The organism is Rhodococcus erythropolis NBRC 15567, from assembly GCF_001552595.1.
GTDB classification, from domain to species: domain Bacteria; phylum Actinomycetota; class Actinomycetes; order Mycobacteriales; family Mycobacteriaceae; genus Rhodococcus_F; species Rhodococcus_F erythropolis.
In genome coordinates this window covers 50,294-69,274 of the sequence record NZ_BCRM01000019.1, presented here as the reverse complement: position 1 = coordinate 69,274, position 18,981 = coordinate 50,294, and the positions used below count along the sequence as shown (strand labels likewise).

The window sequence follows — 18,981 nt, the reverse complement described above, 5'->3', positions numbered from 1 at the left end:
CTCCATCATCCCAGGCTCCCCCACACGGTCGTCGTGCGCGGGTAACCTCGGCCGAATGAAACCAGGCCAACTCGCCCCCGATTTCTCGCTGCCCGACCAGGACGGAACTCCGCGCTCGCTGACGAGCCTGCTCGCGAACGGCCCCTTGGTCCTCTTCTTCTACCCGGCAGCCTCGACGCCGGTGTGCACCGCCGAGGCGTGCCACTTCCGTGACCTGGGCAGCGAATTCGCCGCGGTGGGCGCTTCGCGGGCAGGTATCAGCACCGATACGGTCGAAGCTCAGTCCACCTTTGCCACCGCACAATCCTTCGACTACCCCCTGCTCGCCGACACCGACGGCAAGGTAGCCGAACAGTTCGGCGTCAAGCGCGGACTCCTGGGCAAGCTGGCTCCGGTCAAACGCTCGACCTTCGTGATCGACACCGACCGCACCGTTCTCAAAGTCATCTCGAGTGAACTTCGCGCCAACACGCACGGCGACCAGGCACTCGAGTTCCTTCGCAATCGAAGCTGACTCACCTGGGCGAAATGATTCTCTGAGCAACCTGATTCTCTAGGCGACCTGAATCGAGCGCTTCGCAAGTCCCATCCAGAATCCGTCGATCACCTGGGTGGGCACCTGCTCCGGATCGGACGACGCACCGAGCGTGACGAACAACGGGGCGAAGTGCTCGATGGTCGGATGCGCGTACGGCATCCCGGGAGCTTGGGCGCGGAAGTCGATCAACGAATCGACGTCTCCGGCAGCGAACCTCTCCCCTGCCCACGCGTCGAATTCCGCCGACCATCCCGGGGCCTGCGCCTCCGGTGACGGATCACGCAGGAACGGCAGACCGTGCGTGGTGAATCCGGATCCCACGATCAGTACACCTTGCTCACGGAGTGGCCGTAGGCGTTCTCCGAGATGGATCAAACGCTCGGGATCGAGGGTTGGCAGCGAAATTTGCAGTACTGGGATGTCTGCGTCCGGGTACATCACCGTGAGCGGCACGTAGGCACCGTGATCGAGTCCTCGATTCGGCTGCTGAACCACTCGTTCGTTGTCCGGCATCAACGCGGCAACCTGAGCGGCGAGTTCCGGAGCGCCGGGAGAGTTGTACTTCGCGCGGTAGAACCTCTCGGGAAAACCACCGAAGTCATAGATGAGCGGGCTGCCCGTGGTCGTCGAACCGATCGTCAGCGGTGCTGATTCCCAGTGCGCCGAGACGACGAGGATTGCCGTCGGCCGCGGAAGATCACCGGCCCACGCCCCCAATTGGTCGACCCACAACGCGCTGTCCACCAGCGGCGGAGCACCGTGGCTGAGATACAGCGCAGGCATGGTTGTGGTGGACATATGGGCTCCTCGGGATAGACATTCGTCGTAAGTTGAAGGTTCAACCTAATATAGGACTCAACACTTGCGTCCCGCAACTATTCCCCGCAATATTCTTCTGGACATGCGTCTGAGACGCTGTACACCAGCACGCTCCGTGCACGAAGAATGCTCGACCCGAAGGAGAAGTCACCGATGAGTGAACCGACCGCGCAGCCCGACGCGCAGTCTCAGACGAAGTGGCTCACAGCCGAGCAGCAGGAAGCCTGGCTGACACTGATCGCTCTCGTGACACGGTTGCCTGCCGCACTCGACACTCAACTGCAACGCGATTCGGCACTCACCCACTTCGAATACTTCGTGCTCGCCGCACTCTCGGACGCCCCCGACCACAAGCTCCAGTTGTCGGTACTGGCCCAGCGCGCGAACGCTTCCCTGTCCCGCCTCTCGCACGTCGTCACGAAGATGGAGAAAGCCGGCTGGGTGAAACGGGAAGTCATTCGCGGCAGCCGCGGCTCCAACGCAGTACTCACCGACGAAGGAATGACAAAGGTCGTCGCGGCCGCGCCGCCACACGTCGCCTCGGTTCAAGGTCTCCTCTTCGAGGGCCTCGATGATCGCCAGGTCGCCCAGCTTTCGTCCTTGGGGACTGCAATGCTCAGCCAACTGGACAAGGGAATCGCCGCCGGACTCGGCAAGGCCTGACCCCTTTCCCGACACGAGCGGCCCGATCCTTACGACGGCGGCTTCGTGAGGTCGAGTGCAGCCAGGTGACTGAACAGCATGCTCGCTCCGATCGGGTTTCCACCTCCGGGATACGTAGTCCCGCTGGCCGCTGCCATCGTGTTCCCCGCCGCGTACAACCCGGCAATCGCCGTACCGTCGGCTTTGAGCACCCGCCCGGTTGCGTCGGTACGTAGACCACCTTTGGTCCCGAGGTCGGAGATACCGAAAGCGGCCGCGTGAAACGGTCCTTGGTCGATCGGTACGAGCGGTGAAGCCCCCTCCGAAAAGGCACGGTCGTACGCAGTGTCTCCTCGGCCGAAGTCCGTGTCGACGCCGGTCGCCGCAGACTCGTTGAATCGCTTCACGGTCTGCACCAGTTCCGCTGCGGGAACATCGATCTGGGCGGCGAGGTCTTCGAGCGTCTGGGCACTCTTCCACAACCCCGCATCCACATACTGCTCCGTTTGCGCCATGGGCACGTTGGGCGCCTTCACCGGCGGCACTGCACCTTCCCTGTTGTCGTAGATCATCCAATACGGTGTGGTTACTTTTCGTGCCCGCATGTGTTCTATGACGGAGCGACCCAAGCGGTCGTACGGCGCAGACTCGTTGACGAATCGACGACCGTTGTCGTCCACGAAGATTCCGCCGGTGAACCACAGCGCAAACGCGGAGCGGCCATCCGGATGGGTGAGCCCCGGCGACCACCAGGCCTCCCCCATGAGGTCGGTATCGGCGCCCACGGCGATAGCCGCCTGATGCGCCTTGCCGAGATTGCCGGGACAACCCATCGTGTCGAGCGCAGAGCCGGGAACACCGAATTCGGCTCGCAGGGTCTCGTTCTGTTCGAATCCGCCCGCGGCCAGAATCACTCCTCTGCGGGCTCGGATGGTTCGACGTCGACCACCTTGTTCGACGACCGCGCCGACGACCGATCCGTCCTCGACGACCAATTCTTCGAGAGTGGTGTTCAGGTGCATGGCGGCGTTGGCGAATGTCGAAAGTGCCAGCAAGAATCGACCGATCAACGACTGCCCGCCGACGAGGTACGCCGGCAACTCTTCTCCCAACCGCTCCGTCGCGAGCGGCGATCGAAGTGAATCACGAAGCACACCAAGCTTCTTAGCGTTCATCGGTTTGGGAACGATGTGTCGACCGCTCGCGCGAGCCTTGGGTTTTTCCCCGAAGTAGTCGGGCCACGGCAGTATCTGGAACTCGAAATTCGAGTCCTCTTCGAGATAGTCGATCAGCCCGGCGCCGCCTCGAACGTATGCCTCCTGGACGTCGGCAGGTGTCCGATCACCCACCACCGAACGGTAGTACTCCAGCGCGTCTTCGATGGTGTCGTCGTCCCCGCCCCGGCGAAGAACGGCGTTGCACGGGAACCACATTCCGCCGCCGCCCGAGTACGCCGTTGTTCCGCCGTACTTGTCGGTCGCTTCGATCACAATGACGTCGAGGCCTTCGCGTGCTGCCGTGTACGCGCCGGCGAGTCCGCCGCCCGATCCCACAGCGAGTACGTCGCATGTCTCGTCCCACTTCGTCATAATCAGCCTCTCCGATCCTGGGCACATTTCCGAACGTGTTCTAGAAATCGTTCTAACACATGGACTTAGCGATCGCGGGGGATCGAAATTCTGTCCCACCGAGCGGGAGCGAGACATGACGCCGAGCGGGAGCGAGAACGAGCGGCGATAGCGCACACTTTGCTCGCACGGGTCTGATCCCGTAGTGTCTGGACACATGTCTGGTAAGACCAAGTTCGAGTCCACTCGTCGACGGCTCACACAGCAGCAAGCCGAAACCGTCGATCGATTGACCGCGGCAGCGATCACGGTCCTGCGCGACAAAGGGTTTGCCGATCTGACTGTGCGAATGGTGGCAGCGGAAGCCGGTGTCGCCGCAGCCACGGCATACACCTATTTTTCGTCCAAGAGTCACCTTGTGGCAGAACTGTTCTGGCGCCGACTCGACGCGGTACCTCACGAGCCCTCCCCCGAGGCGGAACGAGAAGCGCAGGTCTGCTCGGTCCTTCGAAGCGTCGCACTCCTCGTTTCCGACGAACCGGAGCTGGCCGCGGCCGTGACCACGGCGATGATGGGCAACGATCCCGACGTCGAACACCTTCGGGGACGTATCGGCAAGAACATCCGCGAGCGGCTCATCGAGGCGCTGGGGCCGTCATACGATCCCGACGTACTCGAAGCACTCGAAATCTCCTGGTCCGGAGCGCTTGTCCGAGCCGGCATGGGTTACGAGTCCTATTCGCAGATCGCAGACCGGCTCGAAGTCACTGCCAGGCTGATCATGGCGGGCCGCGACAACCTTCACTAGACGGGGGTCATGGCACTCACCAGCCATGTGCCGTCGACTCGATCGAGTGTCACCTCGACTCGGCTCGACGTCGACGCTGGTGCCGGCCGCGCGATACTCGTCGTGATCTGATCGACGAACAGGAGCAATTCCGCTCGGTCTGCAGCAGCGGAGAGCACTCCGACGTCGACTACTCGCGCCTTCGTGCTGATTCCTTGCTCCTTCGACTGGGGTGCAACGGTTTTCGATCCGAATTCAGCGAAGCGGTCCTGAAATGTTCCACTTGCGCCCTCGGCAGCATGTGCAAGATCCTCGTCCACCGTGTCGCTGTTGTAGCTCAAGAGATTCTCGACGAGCATCGGCGCCACACCGATCACCTCGACACGTGCGGTTTCAGCGGCTGCCGAACGGTGGTGACTCCAGAGCAGAGTCCCGCCGATTCCCACCAAGATCAGCGCTGCAAACGCCAAGACCGCGCGCTTCACGGGACGAACTCCACACTCGACATCAGTACCCGACCGTCGACCTCTTCGACACCGACGCGAAGACGGTAGGTTCGCGCCGAAGACTCTCCCGCCGAATTGCCGACCTGAGCCGATGCCGCGATCAGTACCACCCCCGAGGTTCCGGATTCCGATGCCAGGGCTGCGGTGTCGACATCACCGTCGGAATCGACGGCGAAATCACGGATCGATGCGACGAACGCAGATTCACCGGACTTCAGTTCGTCTGCAAAAGTTCCCGTAGTCAGCGACTTCAGCTCCGCGAGATCCTCGTCGAGCGTGGCAGAGTGAACGTCGATCAGAGCAAGGGTTCCTGCGACAGCACCGTCGACGAACCCTTGACGCTGGGACTCTCGCGCGCGGTCCGATCGAACTGCCAGACAACCGAAGACGACAACGACGCTCAGAGCCGCGAGTGCAATCCAGACCAGGGCAGTGAGTACACCGCGCTTCCCTCGGACCGGATCCAGCACCTCACCTCTCAGCGATTCGTCGGCGTCAGCAACTGTTGCCACGGCTCACCCTCCCCCGGACCGGAGTCAGCCGGAGCCAACTCCGTGTGTTGATAGTCGACTCCGTCAGGCCCGGTGTACAACTCGCCGGGCGCATTGGTCCCCGACGGCACGTACGCTTCGGGGCTCCGGCAGATCTCCGGGCTCGGTGCTCGTTTGCCCGGTACCTCCATGCAGGGAATGTTCCGAGATCCACGAACGGCGAAGACCGAGTTCTGTGGCACTTTGCAGTACAGATCAGCCGGGGTGTCCGGCACACTCGTCTGGGTCGGGTCCCGTCGCTGATCGGCAGGAAGGTAACCGGTCGAGCACGCCGCAGGGTCCTGCGCTTGGAGATGGAAGTTGACGTTCGCGGCGCCGTCCACCTGCCCGCGTTGTACGACGGTTTCCTGTGCCGCGACCAGTGGCGGCAAGATGACGAGCACCTGTTCCAACCCGGCGTTGTACGTCAAAGCCACCTGAGCGGTGCTGGTGAAATTGGCAAGCAGCACAGGCAAAGTGGGTTTGAGGCCTTGAAACAGCAGGTCGGCTTCAGTCGCGAAGCCCGGTCCGGTCTCGAGGATATTGCGCACGGAGCCGTCGGCGACCTCCAACTGTCCACTGAGTTGAGCGACACTGGACGCCCACTGGCGAATCTGATCGCCCGTCACCACCTGTGTCTGCAGGAGCGGATCCAACTGCTGTACGAGCGTCGTAGCCGGCGTTGTGGCAGCGGACATCTGATCGACGAACGAAGTGGTCGAATCCAGCAGACGAGCCAGATCCTCTCCCCTGCCTCCGAAAGCTGCCGCGGACTCGTCGATCACCGATCGCAACTTGTCCTGCGGTACGGATGCGAGCATCGCCTGCGCCTGATCGAGGACCGGTCCGATCTCGGTCGGGATCGTGACAGCTTCGGGGCCGATCACGTCTCCGTCGGCCAGAAAGGGTCCGTCCGCGGTGCTCGGTTGCATGTCGACGTATTGCTCACCGATTGCCGACACGCTTCGCACCGCTACTGTGAGCCCGCTGGAGGGAACGGGAACCGCACTCTCCAAGGATAATTCGGCGCGTACCACTCCCGGAGAGAGACGCACCGACCTGACCTGACCGATGGTGTCGCCGCGATAGGTCACGTTCGCGTTCCGATACAGGCCGCCGGCGTCGGGCAGTTCGACTGTCACCGAATAGCGCCCGATGCCGAGCATGGTCGGAACTCTCAGGTACGAGATAGCCGCTGCGCTCATGCCTATCACCGCCAGGATCGCGAAGATCGTCAATTGCCTTCGCACCAACTTCGTGAGAATCATCGTCCACCGTCCTGGGCGGTCCGCCCTGTGCTACTTGGGTCGGTCCGCCCGGTGTCACTTGGGGCGGCCCGCCCGGTGTCACTTGGGGCGGCCCGCCCGGTACTCAGAGGCGCGGTCAAAGGATCGACCAGTACTCCGTTCTCCACCGGAGTTTGCGGCGCCCCGAACGGAGTACCGAAGCCCAGACCTGACTGAAGGCGATTACTCGTGAGGTCGATCAGCGCCCACAAATTGGTGTAATCACCGCGCATTCCGTCGTCGATGGTCGTCTGGGGGAAGGGGAAGGTACTCAGGTTGCCCAAATTGTTGATCAGGTCCGGTCCTGTTTCGACCACCTTCTGCAGCGTCGATTCCAAGGCGCTCAAATTGGCTTTCAAATCGTCGCGGGTCCGGTCGACCAGATCGGTCCCGACGTCCCCGAACCTGCCGACCGCATCGAGGGCGGTGGTCAGGTCGACGCGTTGGGCGCTGAGTTCCGCCAAGGCCGGATCAAGGGTCTCCAACGCCTCACCGAGAACGTCTCGCTGAGCCGTGATCTCGCCGGCGAACACGTCGAGATTCTCCATGGTCGTGACTATCGCCTCGCGTTGACGGTCGAGTGTCTCGGTCACGGTGTCCATCTGGCTCAGCAGGTCGCGCGCCGCATCGGTCCGTCCGCCGAGAGCAGTGTTCAGTTCCGTGGTGATGCTGTGAATCTGGGCCAGCCCACCGCCGTTGAGCACCAAGGACAGTGCCGTCAACGCTTCCTCGGTGGTGGGATAGACACTGGCCGATGCAAGGGGAATCACGGATCCCTCCGACAACCGCCCTTCCGGCGCCACCTCGGTGGGCGGCGCGAGCGCGACGTGTTTGGATCCGAGCAGACTGGTTTGGCCGATCTTGGCAGTCGCGTTGGCGGGCAGCGACACCGAGCCGTCGAGCGCAACCGTCACCCGTGCGTGCCAGTTGTCGGTCTCGATCGCACTGATACTTCCGACTGTCACGTCGTTGACCATGACCGGGGAGTTGGGACTGATCGACGTGACGTCCGGCATCTCGATCACGACCGAGAAACTTCCCTCACCGCGGCCGGCCGCGCCCGGCAGCGACACCGAATTCAGCCCGCTCCATTGACAACCCGTCAGAACGAGCACAGCGCTCGCCGCCACACACACTGTTCCCCACCGGCGGCCAGTCATCGTGATCCTGTCGACGGCATGAGCAAGCCGGTCAGATCAGACGCCACCGGTACCGTCGGAAAACTCAAGGCGCCAGTCGGTTCCAGATCAGGCTCGCTGTACACCAGTTGGTCCGGAAGAGCGCCGAGCGCCCGGGTCGGATTGATGCTCAGGTCCGGGTAGTTCGCTTTGATCGTGTTGAGCAACGGGCCGAGGTATTCGATGCACAAATCCGCGCCCTTCTTCGAGGTGTCGTTGGCCAGGCCGGCGATTCCGCCACAGATCAAGTCGATCGGGTTGCCGACGTTCTGGAATGCGGGCACACCCACCATCGCTCCTTGGGCCGGCCGATAGACGTTGTAGTAGTTCGACAACGCTGTCGGAGCCAGATGCAGTACCTTCTCGAGACCTGCGCGCTTGTCGACCAATACCTGGGACACGTCGGCCAACTTCGCGATCTGCTCCGTCAAGCCGGTTCGGTTCTGTTCGACAAACCGCTGTACGTCGACGACGGCGGCGTCCAGATCGGCGAGAGCCGGAGCCAATTGCGTCCGGCTCTCGGCGAGCACACTCGAGACATTTGCCAGCCGTCCTTGGAACTGAACGATCTGTTCGTCGCTTGCGGCGAGTGCGGTCGTGAAGGTCTGCAGGCCGCGGATGGTGCCGAACAGATCGGCTCCGCCTTCGTCGAGTGTGCTCATAGCCTCCGAGAGTTCGGTCACCGAGCGCCCCAGCGCTTCCCCGTTGCCGGCCAGTGCGGATCCGGCACCGTCGAGGAAGTTGGCGGCGGGACCGCGATCGTCCCCGTCGGGACCCAAAGCATCGGCAGCCCGGCCCAGCTGTTCCTTGATCTGGTCCCACTCGACCGGGACCGCTGTTCGGTCGAGCTCGATCTCCGCACCGTCATTCAGTGCGTCGGCGCCGTCCGTCACCGCCGGCGTCAATTGCACGAAGCGGGCCGAGACCAGTGACTGGGCAACGATCACCGCTTTCGCGTCCTCGGCGACGGGAACCTCGCGCGCCAATTTCAGTTCGACGCGCATTCGATCTCCCTGTGGGGCGATCTCGGTGACGCGGCCGACGTCGACCCCCACGACACGAACGTCGTCACCGACATACAGGCCGGTCGTCGAGGTGAAGTAGGCCGTCACGTTGTAGTAGCGCAGATGTTGCACCGCAAGGTATCCCGACACGACGACGATCGCCGCGCCGACGACGCTTCCACCGACGACGGCGATTCGACGCCAGTTCACCGGTTTGCGAACTCGTAAGGCACCCATCATCGAACCTCCGGAATCGGTAGCGGCGCAGGTGGTAGCCCGAACATCGCGTTGATCAACGGTTGGGTGTATTGCGCCGGTACCAGGTTCTGGACGTAGGCGTAATAGAAGGGACCGCTGGCCACGGTGTCGCCGAGCGTGCCCACGTACGTACCGAGACCGTCGATTCCCTGAGAAAGGTTGTCCTTGTTGTTCTGCAGAATGCCGACAACCGTGTCGAGTTTGCCGAGGACCGGCTGCAACTGCGCCTCGTTGTCGTGGACGAGTCCGCTCAGCTGGGTCGACAACGCCGAGATGTTCGTGATCACTTCCCCCAGCGCCGCCTGTCGCCGATCCAGTTCTCCCAACAAGGCGTTGCCGTCGACGAGTAGCGCGTTGACCTGTGGTCCACGCTCGGCCAGCGTCCCGGCGACGTCGTTTGCATCGGACAGCAAGGTGCGCAACATGTCGTCGCGTCTATTGACGCTGTCGGAGATCCGTGCGACACCGTCCAACGCCGGCCTCAGGTTCGGCGCACTGTCGGACATCACCTGCCCCACTGCGTCGAGTGATTCGGAGAGCTGGTCGAGATCGATGTCCTCGACCGTCGTGGTGAGGTCACCGAGCACGTCGGGCAGCGAGTACGCCGATCTTGTTCGCTCGACCGGGATCTCGCCGCCGACCGCGATCCTTCCCGGACCGTCCAGATCGAGCGATACCGCTCGCTTGCCGAGCAACGACATCGTGGTGACGGCTGCCGACGTGCTTTCTCCCAAACCGATCGAGCCTTCCAGTGTGAAATCCACGCGCGCGAGTCCGTGCTCGACCTCGATCCGATCCACCGTTCCGATCTTCACTCCGGCGGCGTTGACTTCGTCTCCCGGCGCGAGACCGCTGGCGTCGGCGAACACCGCGCTGTACCCGACACCCGATTTCAGGAACTGCAGATTCTGATACTGGAGCGATGCCAATACGACGGCGGCCGTGACGACCAATCCCACGACCCCCACGCGTACGGCCTGGCTCTGTGCCATCTCTCTCATCGTGGTGCGCACCTTCCGGTCGTCTGATCCACCAGGTCGACAGTGAGCGGCGTACCGTCGGCACCGTCGACCTTCAGTGCGATTCCGCACAGATAGAAGTTGAAGAACGACCCGTACGAGCCGACTCGGATCAGCTGCTTGTAGTTCGAGGGCATGGACGCGAGAATCCGATCGAGCTCACTTTGTTGCTCGATCAGCGGATTCAGGCTTGCGTCCAGCTTCGACAGGTTTCCCGCGATGTCCGGGCGAACTCCGGCGAGGAGATCGGCGAAGGTGCCTGATGCGGTGTTCACACTCTCGACGGCAGTCCCGATCATCTCCCTGTCCGCCGCGAGCCCGCTGACCAGCTGTTGTAGGTGATCGAGAGTGTCACTGAACTGACCACCGCGGCTGCGCAATTCACTGAGCACACCGTCGAGGTTGCCGATCACTCGACCGATCAGTTGGTCGCGGTCTGCCAGAGTGTTCGTGATCGATCCGGTGTGCGCCAGCACCGATGCCACAGTTCCGGACTGGCCTTGAAACACCTCGAGCAAGGACATCGACAACGCGTTGACCTGCTCCGGGTCCAGGGCTTGAAACAGCGGCTTGAAACCACCGAGTAGCGCATCGAGGTCGAGTGCCGGCGCGGTGCGATCGACGGGAATGCTCTCGCCCTGTGGCTGCGGTTCCGCGATCCCCGGATCGTCGAGCAGTTCGAGGTATCGATTACCCACCAGATCCTGATATCGAACAGCGGCTCTGGTCGATACAGTCACGGTGTCACCCGTATCCACACTGAAACTCACGTGGGCACGGTGATTCCCACCGAATTCGACGGAGCCGACAGAACCGACCGGCACACCCGCGATGCGCACCTTGTCGCCGGCTCTGAGCCCGGAGGCGTTGACGAACTCCGCCGAGTACGACCTCGCGTCGCCACCTCGCATCTGGCCGAACACGAGGATCAGCCCGGCGTTGACGAGGATCATCACCAGAACAAAAATTCCGAACTTGACGGTGTACCCACGAACTTTCATCGGATCTCCGTCCCGAACAGGTAGCTCATCAGATCCGGGACCGTGTTCATCGGTTGCCCACCATTCGGCTGACGCTCGGGCGCAAACGGATTCACCCCGGTATCGGTCACCAGGTACGGAGCATTGACGTTCGGGTCGCGCAGTGGAAGACCCATACACTGCGGGCCACCTGTTGCCGCGACCTTCGGAAGGTCGTCGGGATATCGGTACGGTTCGGTTCCGGCGATCAGACCGATCGACATCTTGATTCCTGGTTGTCCGTTGTAGGCGCCGTCGCCGATCTTCTTGCTCTCCTGCAGTCCGTGGAACATGCAAGGAATCACCGGGGAGTATTCATCGAGCAGTGCGGTGGTCGGCCGCAGTAACGACAGAACGGTGTCGATACCGTCGGCGTTGGCTCCCAGTACATCTTCTCCGGTGCGGGCGACCCCGATCACGTTGAGCAAGAGGAGATCAAGATTCTGCTGCTCGTCGAGAACAGTGGTTCCCGTCGTCGTGAGCGAGTCGAGGGTGTCCATCAAGTCGAGAACAGCGTCGCGGTAGGTCTGTGTGACGGCAGGTAAATCCGTCAACACATGATCGAGAGCCTCACGTGCAGTGTTGAATTCGAGCAAGGAGGAATCTGCTTGTTCGAGTGCGACCCCGAGCCGTTCGCCGCGTCCTTGCAGAGCAGTCGAGAGGGCACCCAATGTCGAATCGAGTTTGCCCGGGTCCACCGTCCGGAGCACGGTGGTGAGTTTCTCGAATACCGTGTTCAGCTCGACGGTCACCCGGGATGCGTCGATCGTCGCTCCGGCGGCAAGTCGCGCACTACTCGGCTGCTCCGGCGAGGACAGGCTGACGAACTTCGCGCCGAAGGCCGTGTTCGACGTGATCGCCACATCCACGTTTGACGGAATAGATTCGAGCGCTTCGGGATCGATCGACAACGACAGTTGTGCGGTGGCGTCGTCAGTCGGCGTGATGGACTCCACCGAGCCCACGGTCACCCCGGCCATCTTCACCCGCGCGCCCGGATCCATCACGAGCCCCGCGCGCTCCGCGATCACCGTGATCGGGACGCGAGCGACAAACACCTGGTTGAAAGACGCGACCGACAAAGCGATGACCCCGACGATCGCCGCAGCCAAGCCCAGAGCAGCCAACTTGTAGCCGTATCTGTGCACGCAGTCCCCCTAACCGGACAGATTGAAGTTGCCGGAACCGCCGTAGAGCGCGAGTGAGACGAGCAGGGTCACCGCCACGACGCAGATCAGCGAGAGCCGAACCCCGCGGCCCACTGCAGTTCCCACGCCCGACGGTCCCCCGGACGCGTTGTATCCGTAGTACGTGTGGATCAGCATCACCAGTAGTGCCATCACGAGCACTTGAACGAAGGACCATGCGACGTCGACCGGATCGAGGAACGTCGTGAAGTAGTGGTCGTAAAGACCGGAGGATTGACCGAACAGCACGACCGTGGTGAATCGTCCGGCCAGAAATGATCCTACGAGCGCCAGTGAGTACAGCGGCAAGATCGCGATCATCCCTGCGGTGACGCGGGTGCTGACGACGTACGGGACCGAACTGATCGCCATCGATTCGAGGGCGTCGATTTCCTCACTGATGCGCATGGCACCGATCTGCGCGGTCGAACCTGCTCCGATCGTGGCCGACAGGCCGATTCCCGCGATGACCGGCGCAGCGATACGAACGTTGATGAAGGCGGAGAAGAATCCGGTGAGCGCTTCGACTCCGATATTTCCCAGTGAGCTGAAACCTTGGATCGCAATGGTGCCGCCCGAGGCGAGAGTCAGAAATCCTACGACCGCAACCGTGCCGCCGATCACTGCCAAAGCTCCGGTGCCCATGCTGATCTCGGCTACCAGTCTCAACACTTCTTTCGGGTGTTTGCGAATTGCCCACGGGATGTGAGCGATGGCGCGCGCGAAGAAGACAGCTTGTCGCCCGACGTCGTCGATCGAGCGTGACGTTCGAGCCACCCGCGCCCGCGTGCGTCCGAACTTGCCGATTTGTGCCAGCGAATCCGACAGCGTCACCTCGATCACCCCGCCGTCAATCGGATGCCGACCGCGGTGACGATGGTGTTGACGACGAACAACGCCATGAATGCGTACACCACCGTTTCGTTGACGGCCTCCCCCACGCCTTTCGGCCCACCCCGTACCGACAGTCCGCGATAGCAGGCCACCAATCCCGCCAGCATCCCGAACAGTGCAGCTTTGACCATCGACAACGCCACCTCGGGCAGGCCGGTCAGCAACGTGATTCCCTCGACGAAGGCGCCAGGGTTCACGCCCTGGAGAGACACCGAGAAGGCGTAACCGCCGGCGATGCCGATGACGCAGACGAGTCCGTTGAGCAGCAAAGCCACCACGGTCGACGCGACCACACGCGGAATCACCAACCGATTGATCGGATCGATCCCGAGCACCTCCATGGCGTCGATCTCTTCACGAATCGTTCTCGATCCCAGATCGGCGGCGATGGCTGTCGCGCCCGCACCTGCCACGATCAGCACCGTCACCACCGGACCGACCTGAGTCACGGCACCGAGCGCGGCCCCGGCGCCGCTGAGGTCGGCGGCACCGATCTCGCGGAGAAGGATGTTGAGGGTGAAACTCACCAGGACCGTGAACGGCACGGCTACCAACACTGTCGGCACGATCGACACCCGGGCGATCATCCAACTCTGCTCGAGAAACTCCTGCACCTGAAAGCGGGTGCGGAACAAGCCCACTGCGACATCGGCGCCCATCCGGTAGAACTGGCCGAGTTCGCGCATCGGGCTCGCAAGCGCAACTCTTCCGCTGTACACGTCAATGCCCCGAAGGACATGACGTGGAGTTGCCGTAGTCGACCTTGAATTCCTTGATCCCGTTGAGCCAACCGGACGAGAGCCTGCTCGGATCGCCGAGCTTGCTGATGTCGGGCATGTGATCGGCGATCTTGCCGAAGATCAGATCGACCTCCATTCTGGCCAGGTTGGCGCCGACGCAGTAGTGCGGTCCGGTTCCTCCGAACGCGAGGTGCGGGTTCGGGTCTCGGGTGATGTCGAAGACGTCGGGGTTCTCGAAGACGGTTTCGTCGAAGTTCGCCGAGCCGTAGAGCAGTACGACACGCTGCCCCTTCGCAATCGTAGTGCCGGCAATCTGTGTGTCCACCACTGCTGTTCGTTGCATCGACGTCAGTGGCGAAGCCCAGCGGATGATCTCGTCCGCGGCGGTGCGCGGACGCTCACGCTTGTACAGTTCCCACTGATCCGGATGCTCGAGAAATGCCATCATGCCGAGTGTCGTTGCGTTGCGCGTCGTTTCGTTGCCTGCGACAGCCAACATGATGACGAAGAAACCGAACTGTTCCGGGGTGAGTTTCTGTCCGTCGATGTCGGCATGCACCAAGCGCGAGATGATGTCGTCGAGCGGTTCCTCCCGTCTCGCCTCGGCCAGTTGATAGGCGTAGCCCAGGATCTGCGCCGACGCCATCCGCGACTCGCCGGCGAGCGACTCGTCGTCGTATCCCGTCATCTGATTCGACCATTCGTACAGCTGACGGCGCCCGTCCTGCGGTACACCGATCAGCTCCGAGATCGCCTGCATCGGTAACTCGCTGGCGACCTGGCTGACAAAATCACCGCTACCTTCCGCCACGGCAGCCGACGCTATGTCTTCTGCCCGCGCTTCCAGCCCGGCCCGCATCGCTTCCACCGACCGCGGAGTGAACAAGCGCGCCACCAACTTGCGCAGCTGTGTGTGCTCAGGGGCGTCCTTGTTGATGAGGACGTGTTTTGTCGCCTCCAACTCCTCCGCCGAGATGTTGTCTTCATGCCGCGGAATGCAGCCGTTGACGTTGCTCGAGAACTCCTCGCTGCGCAACGAGACGTCGCGGACGTCTGCGTGGCGGGAGACAACCCAACAACCACCGTCGTGAAATCCGCCGGTACCCGGTTCCTGGGCGTTCCACCAGACCGGAGCGCATCGTCGTAGTTCGGCGAACTCGGCAAGCGGGACGCGCTCGCCGTACAGATGCGGGTCGGTCACGTCGAACCCGTCGGGAAGGTCGATCTCAGGCATTGCAGATGCTCCTTTACGGATGGGTGCCGGGTGCCGGGTGTTGCGTGTGAGCGCTAGTCGATCCGGTGGACCGGGTCGCTGTTCTGTGAGAACTCCTTGGCCCAGCGGTAGTCCGGCTTGCCGCTCGGCGCTCGAACGACCTCGTCGGCGATCCAGAAGGAACGCGGAATCTTGTAGCCGGCAAGCTGAGTGCGGGTGTGTTTTTCGATGGAATCGAAATCCGGTTCCACACCATCGCGGACGCGGAGCACCGCCGCCACCCGATTGCCCCACCGCTCGTCGGCAATGCCGATCACTGTTGCGTCGTAGATGTCGGGATGGGCCTTCACCACTGCTTCGACCTCTTCCACGAAGACTTTCTCACCGCCGGTGTTGACCACCATGTTTCCCCGGCCGAGGAGAGTGACCGAGCCGTCGTCCTCGATCCGCGCTCGGTCTCCGGTCACCACTGCCCGCGCGCCGTTCACCTCTCGGAATATCTCCGCCGACTTCACCGGATCGTTGTAGTAGCCCAGTGGGACGTTGCCGAGTTTCGCCAACCATCCTTCGGCCCCCGAACCCGGCTCCAACACACGGTTGTCGTCGTCGACGACGACCGTGAATCTGTTGGCGCCCACTTTGGGTCCGCCACGCTGCTCGAGCCCTTTGGTTGCGAATCCGATTCCGCCGAAGCCTGTTTCGGACGATCCAACCGAATCGGAGATCATCAGATTCGGAAAGACGTCGAAGAACGCGTCTTTGACCGATCCGGAGAAGAGCGCAGCGCCGGAGGCGAGCACAGCCAGGCTCGACGCATCCGGTTGCAATTCGTGATGGGCTTCGACCAGTGGACGGCCCATGGCGTCGCCGGTGATGACCATGACCTGGGGCCGATACTCGGCGACGACTTTCCAGACCTGCGCCGCATCGAACTTCGGTTCGAAGATGACGGTGTTTCCGGAGAACAGAGCGTTGAACGTCGGCATCAGTGCCGAGGTGTGGATCAGCGGTGGAAGCATGCACCACCGCATCGGTTCGGCTGCCGCGGCGCCACCGCGCGACTGCTGGTACTCGTCGGCGATCGGCTCACCCGAATAGAAGTCGTAACCGCCGGCCAACACGCGCCAGATGTCTTCCTGCCGCCAGACGACGCCTTTCGGTCGTCCGGTTGTTCCGCCGGTGTAGAGAACGTAGACGTCGTCGCCGGAACGCTCGGGAAAAGCATGTTCACCTACGCGCAGCGGGGATTGGTTGCCGAGCGCATCCTCGTACGCCACTGCCCCCGGAATCGACGGTTCGTTCCCGAGAGCGAGTTCGTCCGCCGCCTCGATCACGTACTTGACCCGCGGCGCGGACACCAACGCCTCGGCGACCCGCTCAGCGAAACCACGATGGAATACCAACGCCGTGAGATCCGCATTCTCGTACAGATAAACCAATTCGTCGCTCGTGTAGCGGTAGTTCACCGTGATGGGAACGCCGCGGATCTTGAAGGCCGCGAGGACAGCAACCATCGCCTCGATCGAGTTGTGCAGTTGAATACCGATGTGCGAACCGACACCCAACCCGACGGACTGGAAGTAATGCGCCAATCGGTTGGCCCGCTCGTCGAGCTCACGGTATGTCACCTCCTCGCCGGAAACGATCAGCGCGAGGCGATCGGGCATCACATCGACGGAATGCTCGAACAGGTCTGCAAACGTGTACGCCATAGGTTGAGTCCTTCGGGTTCGGCCGGTCAGACGACGAAGAGAGGCAAAGGGATTCCGCGATCTTCGAATACGAATGCCGCGCCGGTACTGACCTTCGTAATGGCGACTTCGACGCATTCCGGAGCGGGAGCTTCGGTGATGTCGACGGCCAGAAGGAGCCCCGCGGCATCTTCGGCCACCACTCTCACGGTGAAGTGAGGATTCACGCCGCGGACCAAAGCCTGGAGGGGATCGAGGTGCTCGCTGCCGAGCAAGGTCGGCCAACCGCCGTCGCGGTCGACAAGAGCGTCTCGCGAGATCCACAGCTCCAGAGCACCGCCGTCCGGTCGGATCTCACTCTCCACATACTGCTTCGGATTCAGCAAGGGATGCACGGACAGGACCAATGCCAACGATTCCAGAGTCGAAGGAAGCCCGAGCGCATCTCGAATACGCTGTGCCGCAACTCCCGCGATTCCGGTCAATTGCTTTCGCGTGATCTCGCGCGCCTTGTCTTCGTCGGCACGGCGGCGAACCGCTGCCAGAAAGCCCAACGCCAACAGATGATGCTGCACGCAGATCTCCTCTGCGATACGAACCAAGGCTGATCGCGAGAAGTCGGAAAACCTCAGGTCGGACAACAACGGACCCGAGTAGTCCGCCCTACCGTCCCCACTGTGATCGATCGGGCTCAGCTCGACCGTCACCGCGGCGGTGCGTCCGATCTGCTCGGTGTGCGCGGTCATCACGGGAGGCGTGTGCGACGGGTCGATGGCAACGGTCCAGGCGCAGTGCGGATGTCGGTCCGCGGGCCTGCGCGGTGGTCGGTGAATCGGCCGGATCTGGGCGTGCGGGTTGGTCGCGATGGCCGTCGCATCGAAAGTCGGATCCTCGATGTCGTGACACATCGAGGTCACGAACTCATCGCCCAACGGCTCGACGTCCATGAGTGCTCCGCAATGATCGAGCCAGAATTCACCGTGCAGCGGATCGTCGACCCGGTATCGAAAGTCCATGAACTGTGGCGGAGCGCCGATGTCGAGTTGTAACCCTTTGAAGATCGTCACGACGTCGTCGCCCTCGTATCCGAGAGCCTTCTGCATGCGGCGGGTGTACCAGGGGCTGGCCGATTCCCACTCTTCGACGGCCACCTGCGCCATACCCTCGCGTCCGAATTCGACGATCAGATGCGCCATGCCCGAGCGATCGATCAGCTGCCCACACAGGAGCAACTCGGGCACCAACACGGCAAGGTCGCGCTGCGAGAGTGTCTCGAAGGAATCGCGCACCGTCATCGGACTCACCACAGCGGGACCGGCGCGGTGCCCACCGGATACCAGCCCGGTAGCGGGTCGCCCGAGATCGATCGCTGGATCCGGCCCTGCATCCCCTTCGAGAGAGCGTTGTTGCCGATCATCTCCATGAACAGTGCCGACACGTTCCCGAAGTCGAAGAAGTCACGCTGCCAGGACCATTGGAAGTCCCCGCCGTAGCGGAACCAACTACCGCCGATACCGTAGACGGAGTAGTTGCTCCCGTCCTCACGCTTGGCATCAGAAATCTGCTTCCACAAGCCGATCACGTTTCCGCTACGTTCGTCGATCACAAAGTCTTGATACGGGTACTCCCAACCTTCGAGGCCCTTCATCTCGAGGCCGAGCGCGACTTCGCGAATCTCCTCGCGCCCCACCGCCATGAAATCCTGCTTGGGACCGTAGTTCCACCCGTACGTGGCGTCCTCGGTGTACATGTCCGCCAACGGTTTCCAATCACCGGCGGCTTCGGCCTTCTTGTTCGCCTCGATCCAGCGTTGGACCATCTCGTCGAGCTCTGCGCGGTCGAAACCCGTCATCTGAACTTCCTCCCTCGAGTACTTGAATTCGCTGCAATCAATCGACAATCCGCTGTAATCAGTCGACAATTCTCAGGGCGCCGGTCGGGCAGTACCTGACCGCCATCTCAGCTTCACCGCGGAGCGACTCGGGTGGGTCCGAGTCCAGAAGACTGACCTTCCCCCGCTTCGGGACGACAAAGATCTCCGGTGCCTCGAGCTCACACGCCGCATGGCCTTGGCACAGGTCGAGGTCGACTTCGACGTGCAT

At 62.3% G+C, this 18,981-nt stretch carries 20 protein-coding genes; 3 read left to right on the top strand and 17 right to left on the bottom strand.

Features of this window, described 5'->3' with window-relative positions:
* Window positions 1–55: 55 nt before the first annotated feature.
* A complete protein-coding gene (locus tag RE4_RS21850; RefSeq protein ID WP_020907928.1) occupies window positions 56–514 on the top strand; it encodes a peroxiredoxin in 459 nt (152 codons plus the stop codon).
* Between the two features lie 39 nt (window positions 515–553).
* Here RE4_RS21850 and RE4_RS21845 read toward each other — a convergent pair whose 3' ends face one another.
* Window positions 554–1,336 (bottom strand): dioxygenase family protein, encoded by a 783-nt coding sequence (locus RE4_RS21845; protein ID WP_060939336.1) that lies wholly within the window; start codon window positions 1,334–1,336, stop codon window positions 554–556.
* A 174-nt stretch (window positions 1,337–1,510) separates the two neighbouring features.
* On the opposite strand from RE4_RS21845, the gene RE4_RS21840 reads away from it, so the two are divergent.
* On the top strand, window positions 1,511–2,020 hold the full coding sequence (locus tag RE4_RS21840; protein WP_020969752.1) for a MarR family winged helix-turn-helix transcriptional regulator: 510 nt from the start codon (window positions 1,511–1,513) through the stop codon (window positions 2,018–2,020).
* Window positions 2,021–2,049: 29 nt separating this feature from the next.
* On the opposite strand, the gene RE4_RS21835 is transcribed toward RE4_RS21840, so the two are convergent.
* The gene (locus RE4_RS21835) at window positions 2,050–3,588 is read right to left on the bottom strand and encodes an FAD-binding protein (RefSeq protein ID WP_046378642.1); all 1,539 of its coding nucleotides are present in this window, start codon (window positions 3,586–3,588) and stop codon (window positions 2,050–2,052) included.
* Between the two features lie 196 nt (window positions 3,589–3,784).
* Between RE4_RS21835 and RE4_RS21830 the strand changes: the two genes are divergently transcribed.
* Entirely contained in the window at window positions 3,785–4,375 is a 591-nt protein-coding gene (locus RE4_RS21830) for a TetR/AcrR family transcriptional regulator (RefSeq protein ID WP_003943994.1), read from the top strand.
* On the opposite strand, the gene RE4_RS21825 is transcribed toward RE4_RS21830, so the two are convergent.
* The 15 genes from RE4_RS21825 to RE4_RS21755 are packed head-to-tail and all read right to left on the bottom strand — an operon-like array spanning window position 4,372 to window position 18,981.
* Window positions 4,372–4,839, bottom strand: a complete 468-nt coding sequence (locus tag RE4_RS21825; protein WP_060939335.1) for a hypothetical protein — start codon at window positions 4,837–4,839, stop codon at window positions 4,372–4,374. The two genes, RE4_RS21830 and RE4_RS21825, sit on opposite strands and share 4 nt — an antisense overlap.
* Complete coding sequence (locus tag RE4_RS21820; RefSeq protein ID WP_238077158.1) at window positions 4,836–5,372, bottom strand: Rv1363c family protein; 537 nt, start codon at window positions 5,370–5,372, stop codon at window positions 4,836–4,838. Before RE4_RS21820 ends, RE4_RS21825 begins: the two co-directional genes overlap by 4 nt.
* A complete protein-coding gene (locus RE4_RS21815) occupies window positions 5,339–6,658 on the bottom strand; it encodes an MCE family protein (protein WP_060939333.1) in 1,320 nt (439 codons plus the stop codon). The genes RE4_RS21820 and RE4_RS21815 overlap by 34 nt, the downstream gene beginning before the upstream one ends.
* Entirely contained in the window at window positions 6,655–7,836 is a 1,182-nt protein-coding gene (locus tag RE4_RS21810; protein ID WP_174531777.1) for an MCE family protein, read from the bottom strand. The genes RE4_RS21815 and RE4_RS21810 overlap by 4 nt, the downstream gene beginning before the upstream one ends.
* Complete coding sequence (locus RE4_RS21805; RefSeq protein WP_060939332.1) at window positions 7,833–9,095, bottom strand: MCE family protein; 1,263 nt, start codon at window positions 9,093–9,095, stop codon at window positions 7,833–7,835. Before RE4_RS21805 ends, RE4_RS21810 begins: the two co-directional genes overlap by 4 nt.
* Window positions 9,095–10,117 (bottom strand): MCE family protein, encoded by a 1,023-nt coding sequence (locus RE4_RS21800; protein ID WP_030536766.1) that lies wholly within the window; start codon window positions 10,115–10,117, stop codon window positions 9,095–9,097. Before RE4_RS21800 ends, RE4_RS21805 begins: the two co-directional genes overlap by 1 nt.
* Window positions 10,114–11,136 carry an MCE family protein gene (locus RE4_RS21795; RefSeq protein ID WP_020907939.1) on the bottom strand — a complete coding sequence of 341 codons (1,023 nt, stop codon included), beginning with the start codon at window positions 11,134–11,136 and terminating at the stop codon, window positions 10,114–10,116. Before RE4_RS21795 ends, RE4_RS21800 begins: the two co-directional genes overlap by 4 nt.
* A complete protein-coding gene (locus RE4_RS21790; RefSeq protein ID WP_021334006.1) occupies window positions 11,133–12,302 on the bottom strand; it encodes an MCE family protein in 1,170 nt (389 codons plus the stop codon). The genes RE4_RS21795 and RE4_RS21790 overlap by 4 nt, the downstream gene beginning before the upstream one ends.
* Before the next feature lie 9 nt (window positions 12,303–12,311).
* Complete coding sequence (locus tag RE4_RS21785) at window positions 12,312–13,184, bottom strand: MlaE family ABC transporter permease (RefSeq protein ID WP_003944051.1); 873 nt, start codon at window positions 13,182–13,184, stop codon at window positions 12,312–12,314.
* Window positions 13,181–13,921 (bottom strand): MlaE family ABC transporter permease, encoded by a 741-nt coding sequence (locus RE4_RS21780; RefSeq protein WP_060939331.1) that lies wholly within the window; start codon window positions 13,919–13,921, stop codon window positions 13,181–13,183. Before RE4_RS21780 ends, RE4_RS21785 begins: the two co-directional genes overlap by 4 nt.
* A gap of 34 nt (window positions 13,922–13,955) precedes the next feature.
* A complete protein-coding gene (locus RE4_RS21775) occupies window positions 13,956–15,209 on the bottom strand; it encodes a cytochrome P450 (protein ID WP_019748675.1) in 1,254 nt (417 codons plus the stop codon).
* A gap of 53 nt (window positions 15,210–15,262) precedes the next feature.
* Window positions 15,263–16,900 (bottom strand): acyl-CoA synthetase, encoded by a 1,638-nt coding sequence (locus RE4_RS21770; protein ID WP_060939330.1) that lies wholly within the window; start codon window positions 16,898–16,900, stop codon window positions 15,263–15,265.
* Between the two features lie 26 nt (window positions 16,901–16,926).
* Entirely contained in the window at window positions 16,927–18,174 is a 1,248-nt protein-coding gene (locus RE4_RS21765; protein WP_060939358.1) for a hypothetical protein, read from the bottom strand.
* A gap of 5 nt (window positions 18,175–18,179) precedes the next feature.
* Complete coding sequence (locus RE4_RS21760) at window positions 18,180–18,731, bottom strand: Cif family virulence factor (RefSeq protein WP_020907944.1); 552 nt, start codon at window positions 18,729–18,731, stop codon at window positions 18,180–18,182.
* A 58-nt stretch (window positions 18,732–18,789) separates the two neighbouring features.
* Window positions 18,790–18,981 (bottom strand): ferredoxin, encoded by a 192-nt coding sequence (locus RE4_RS21755; RefSeq protein WP_020907945.1) that lies wholly within the window; start codon window positions 18,979–18,981, stop codon window positions 18,790–18,792.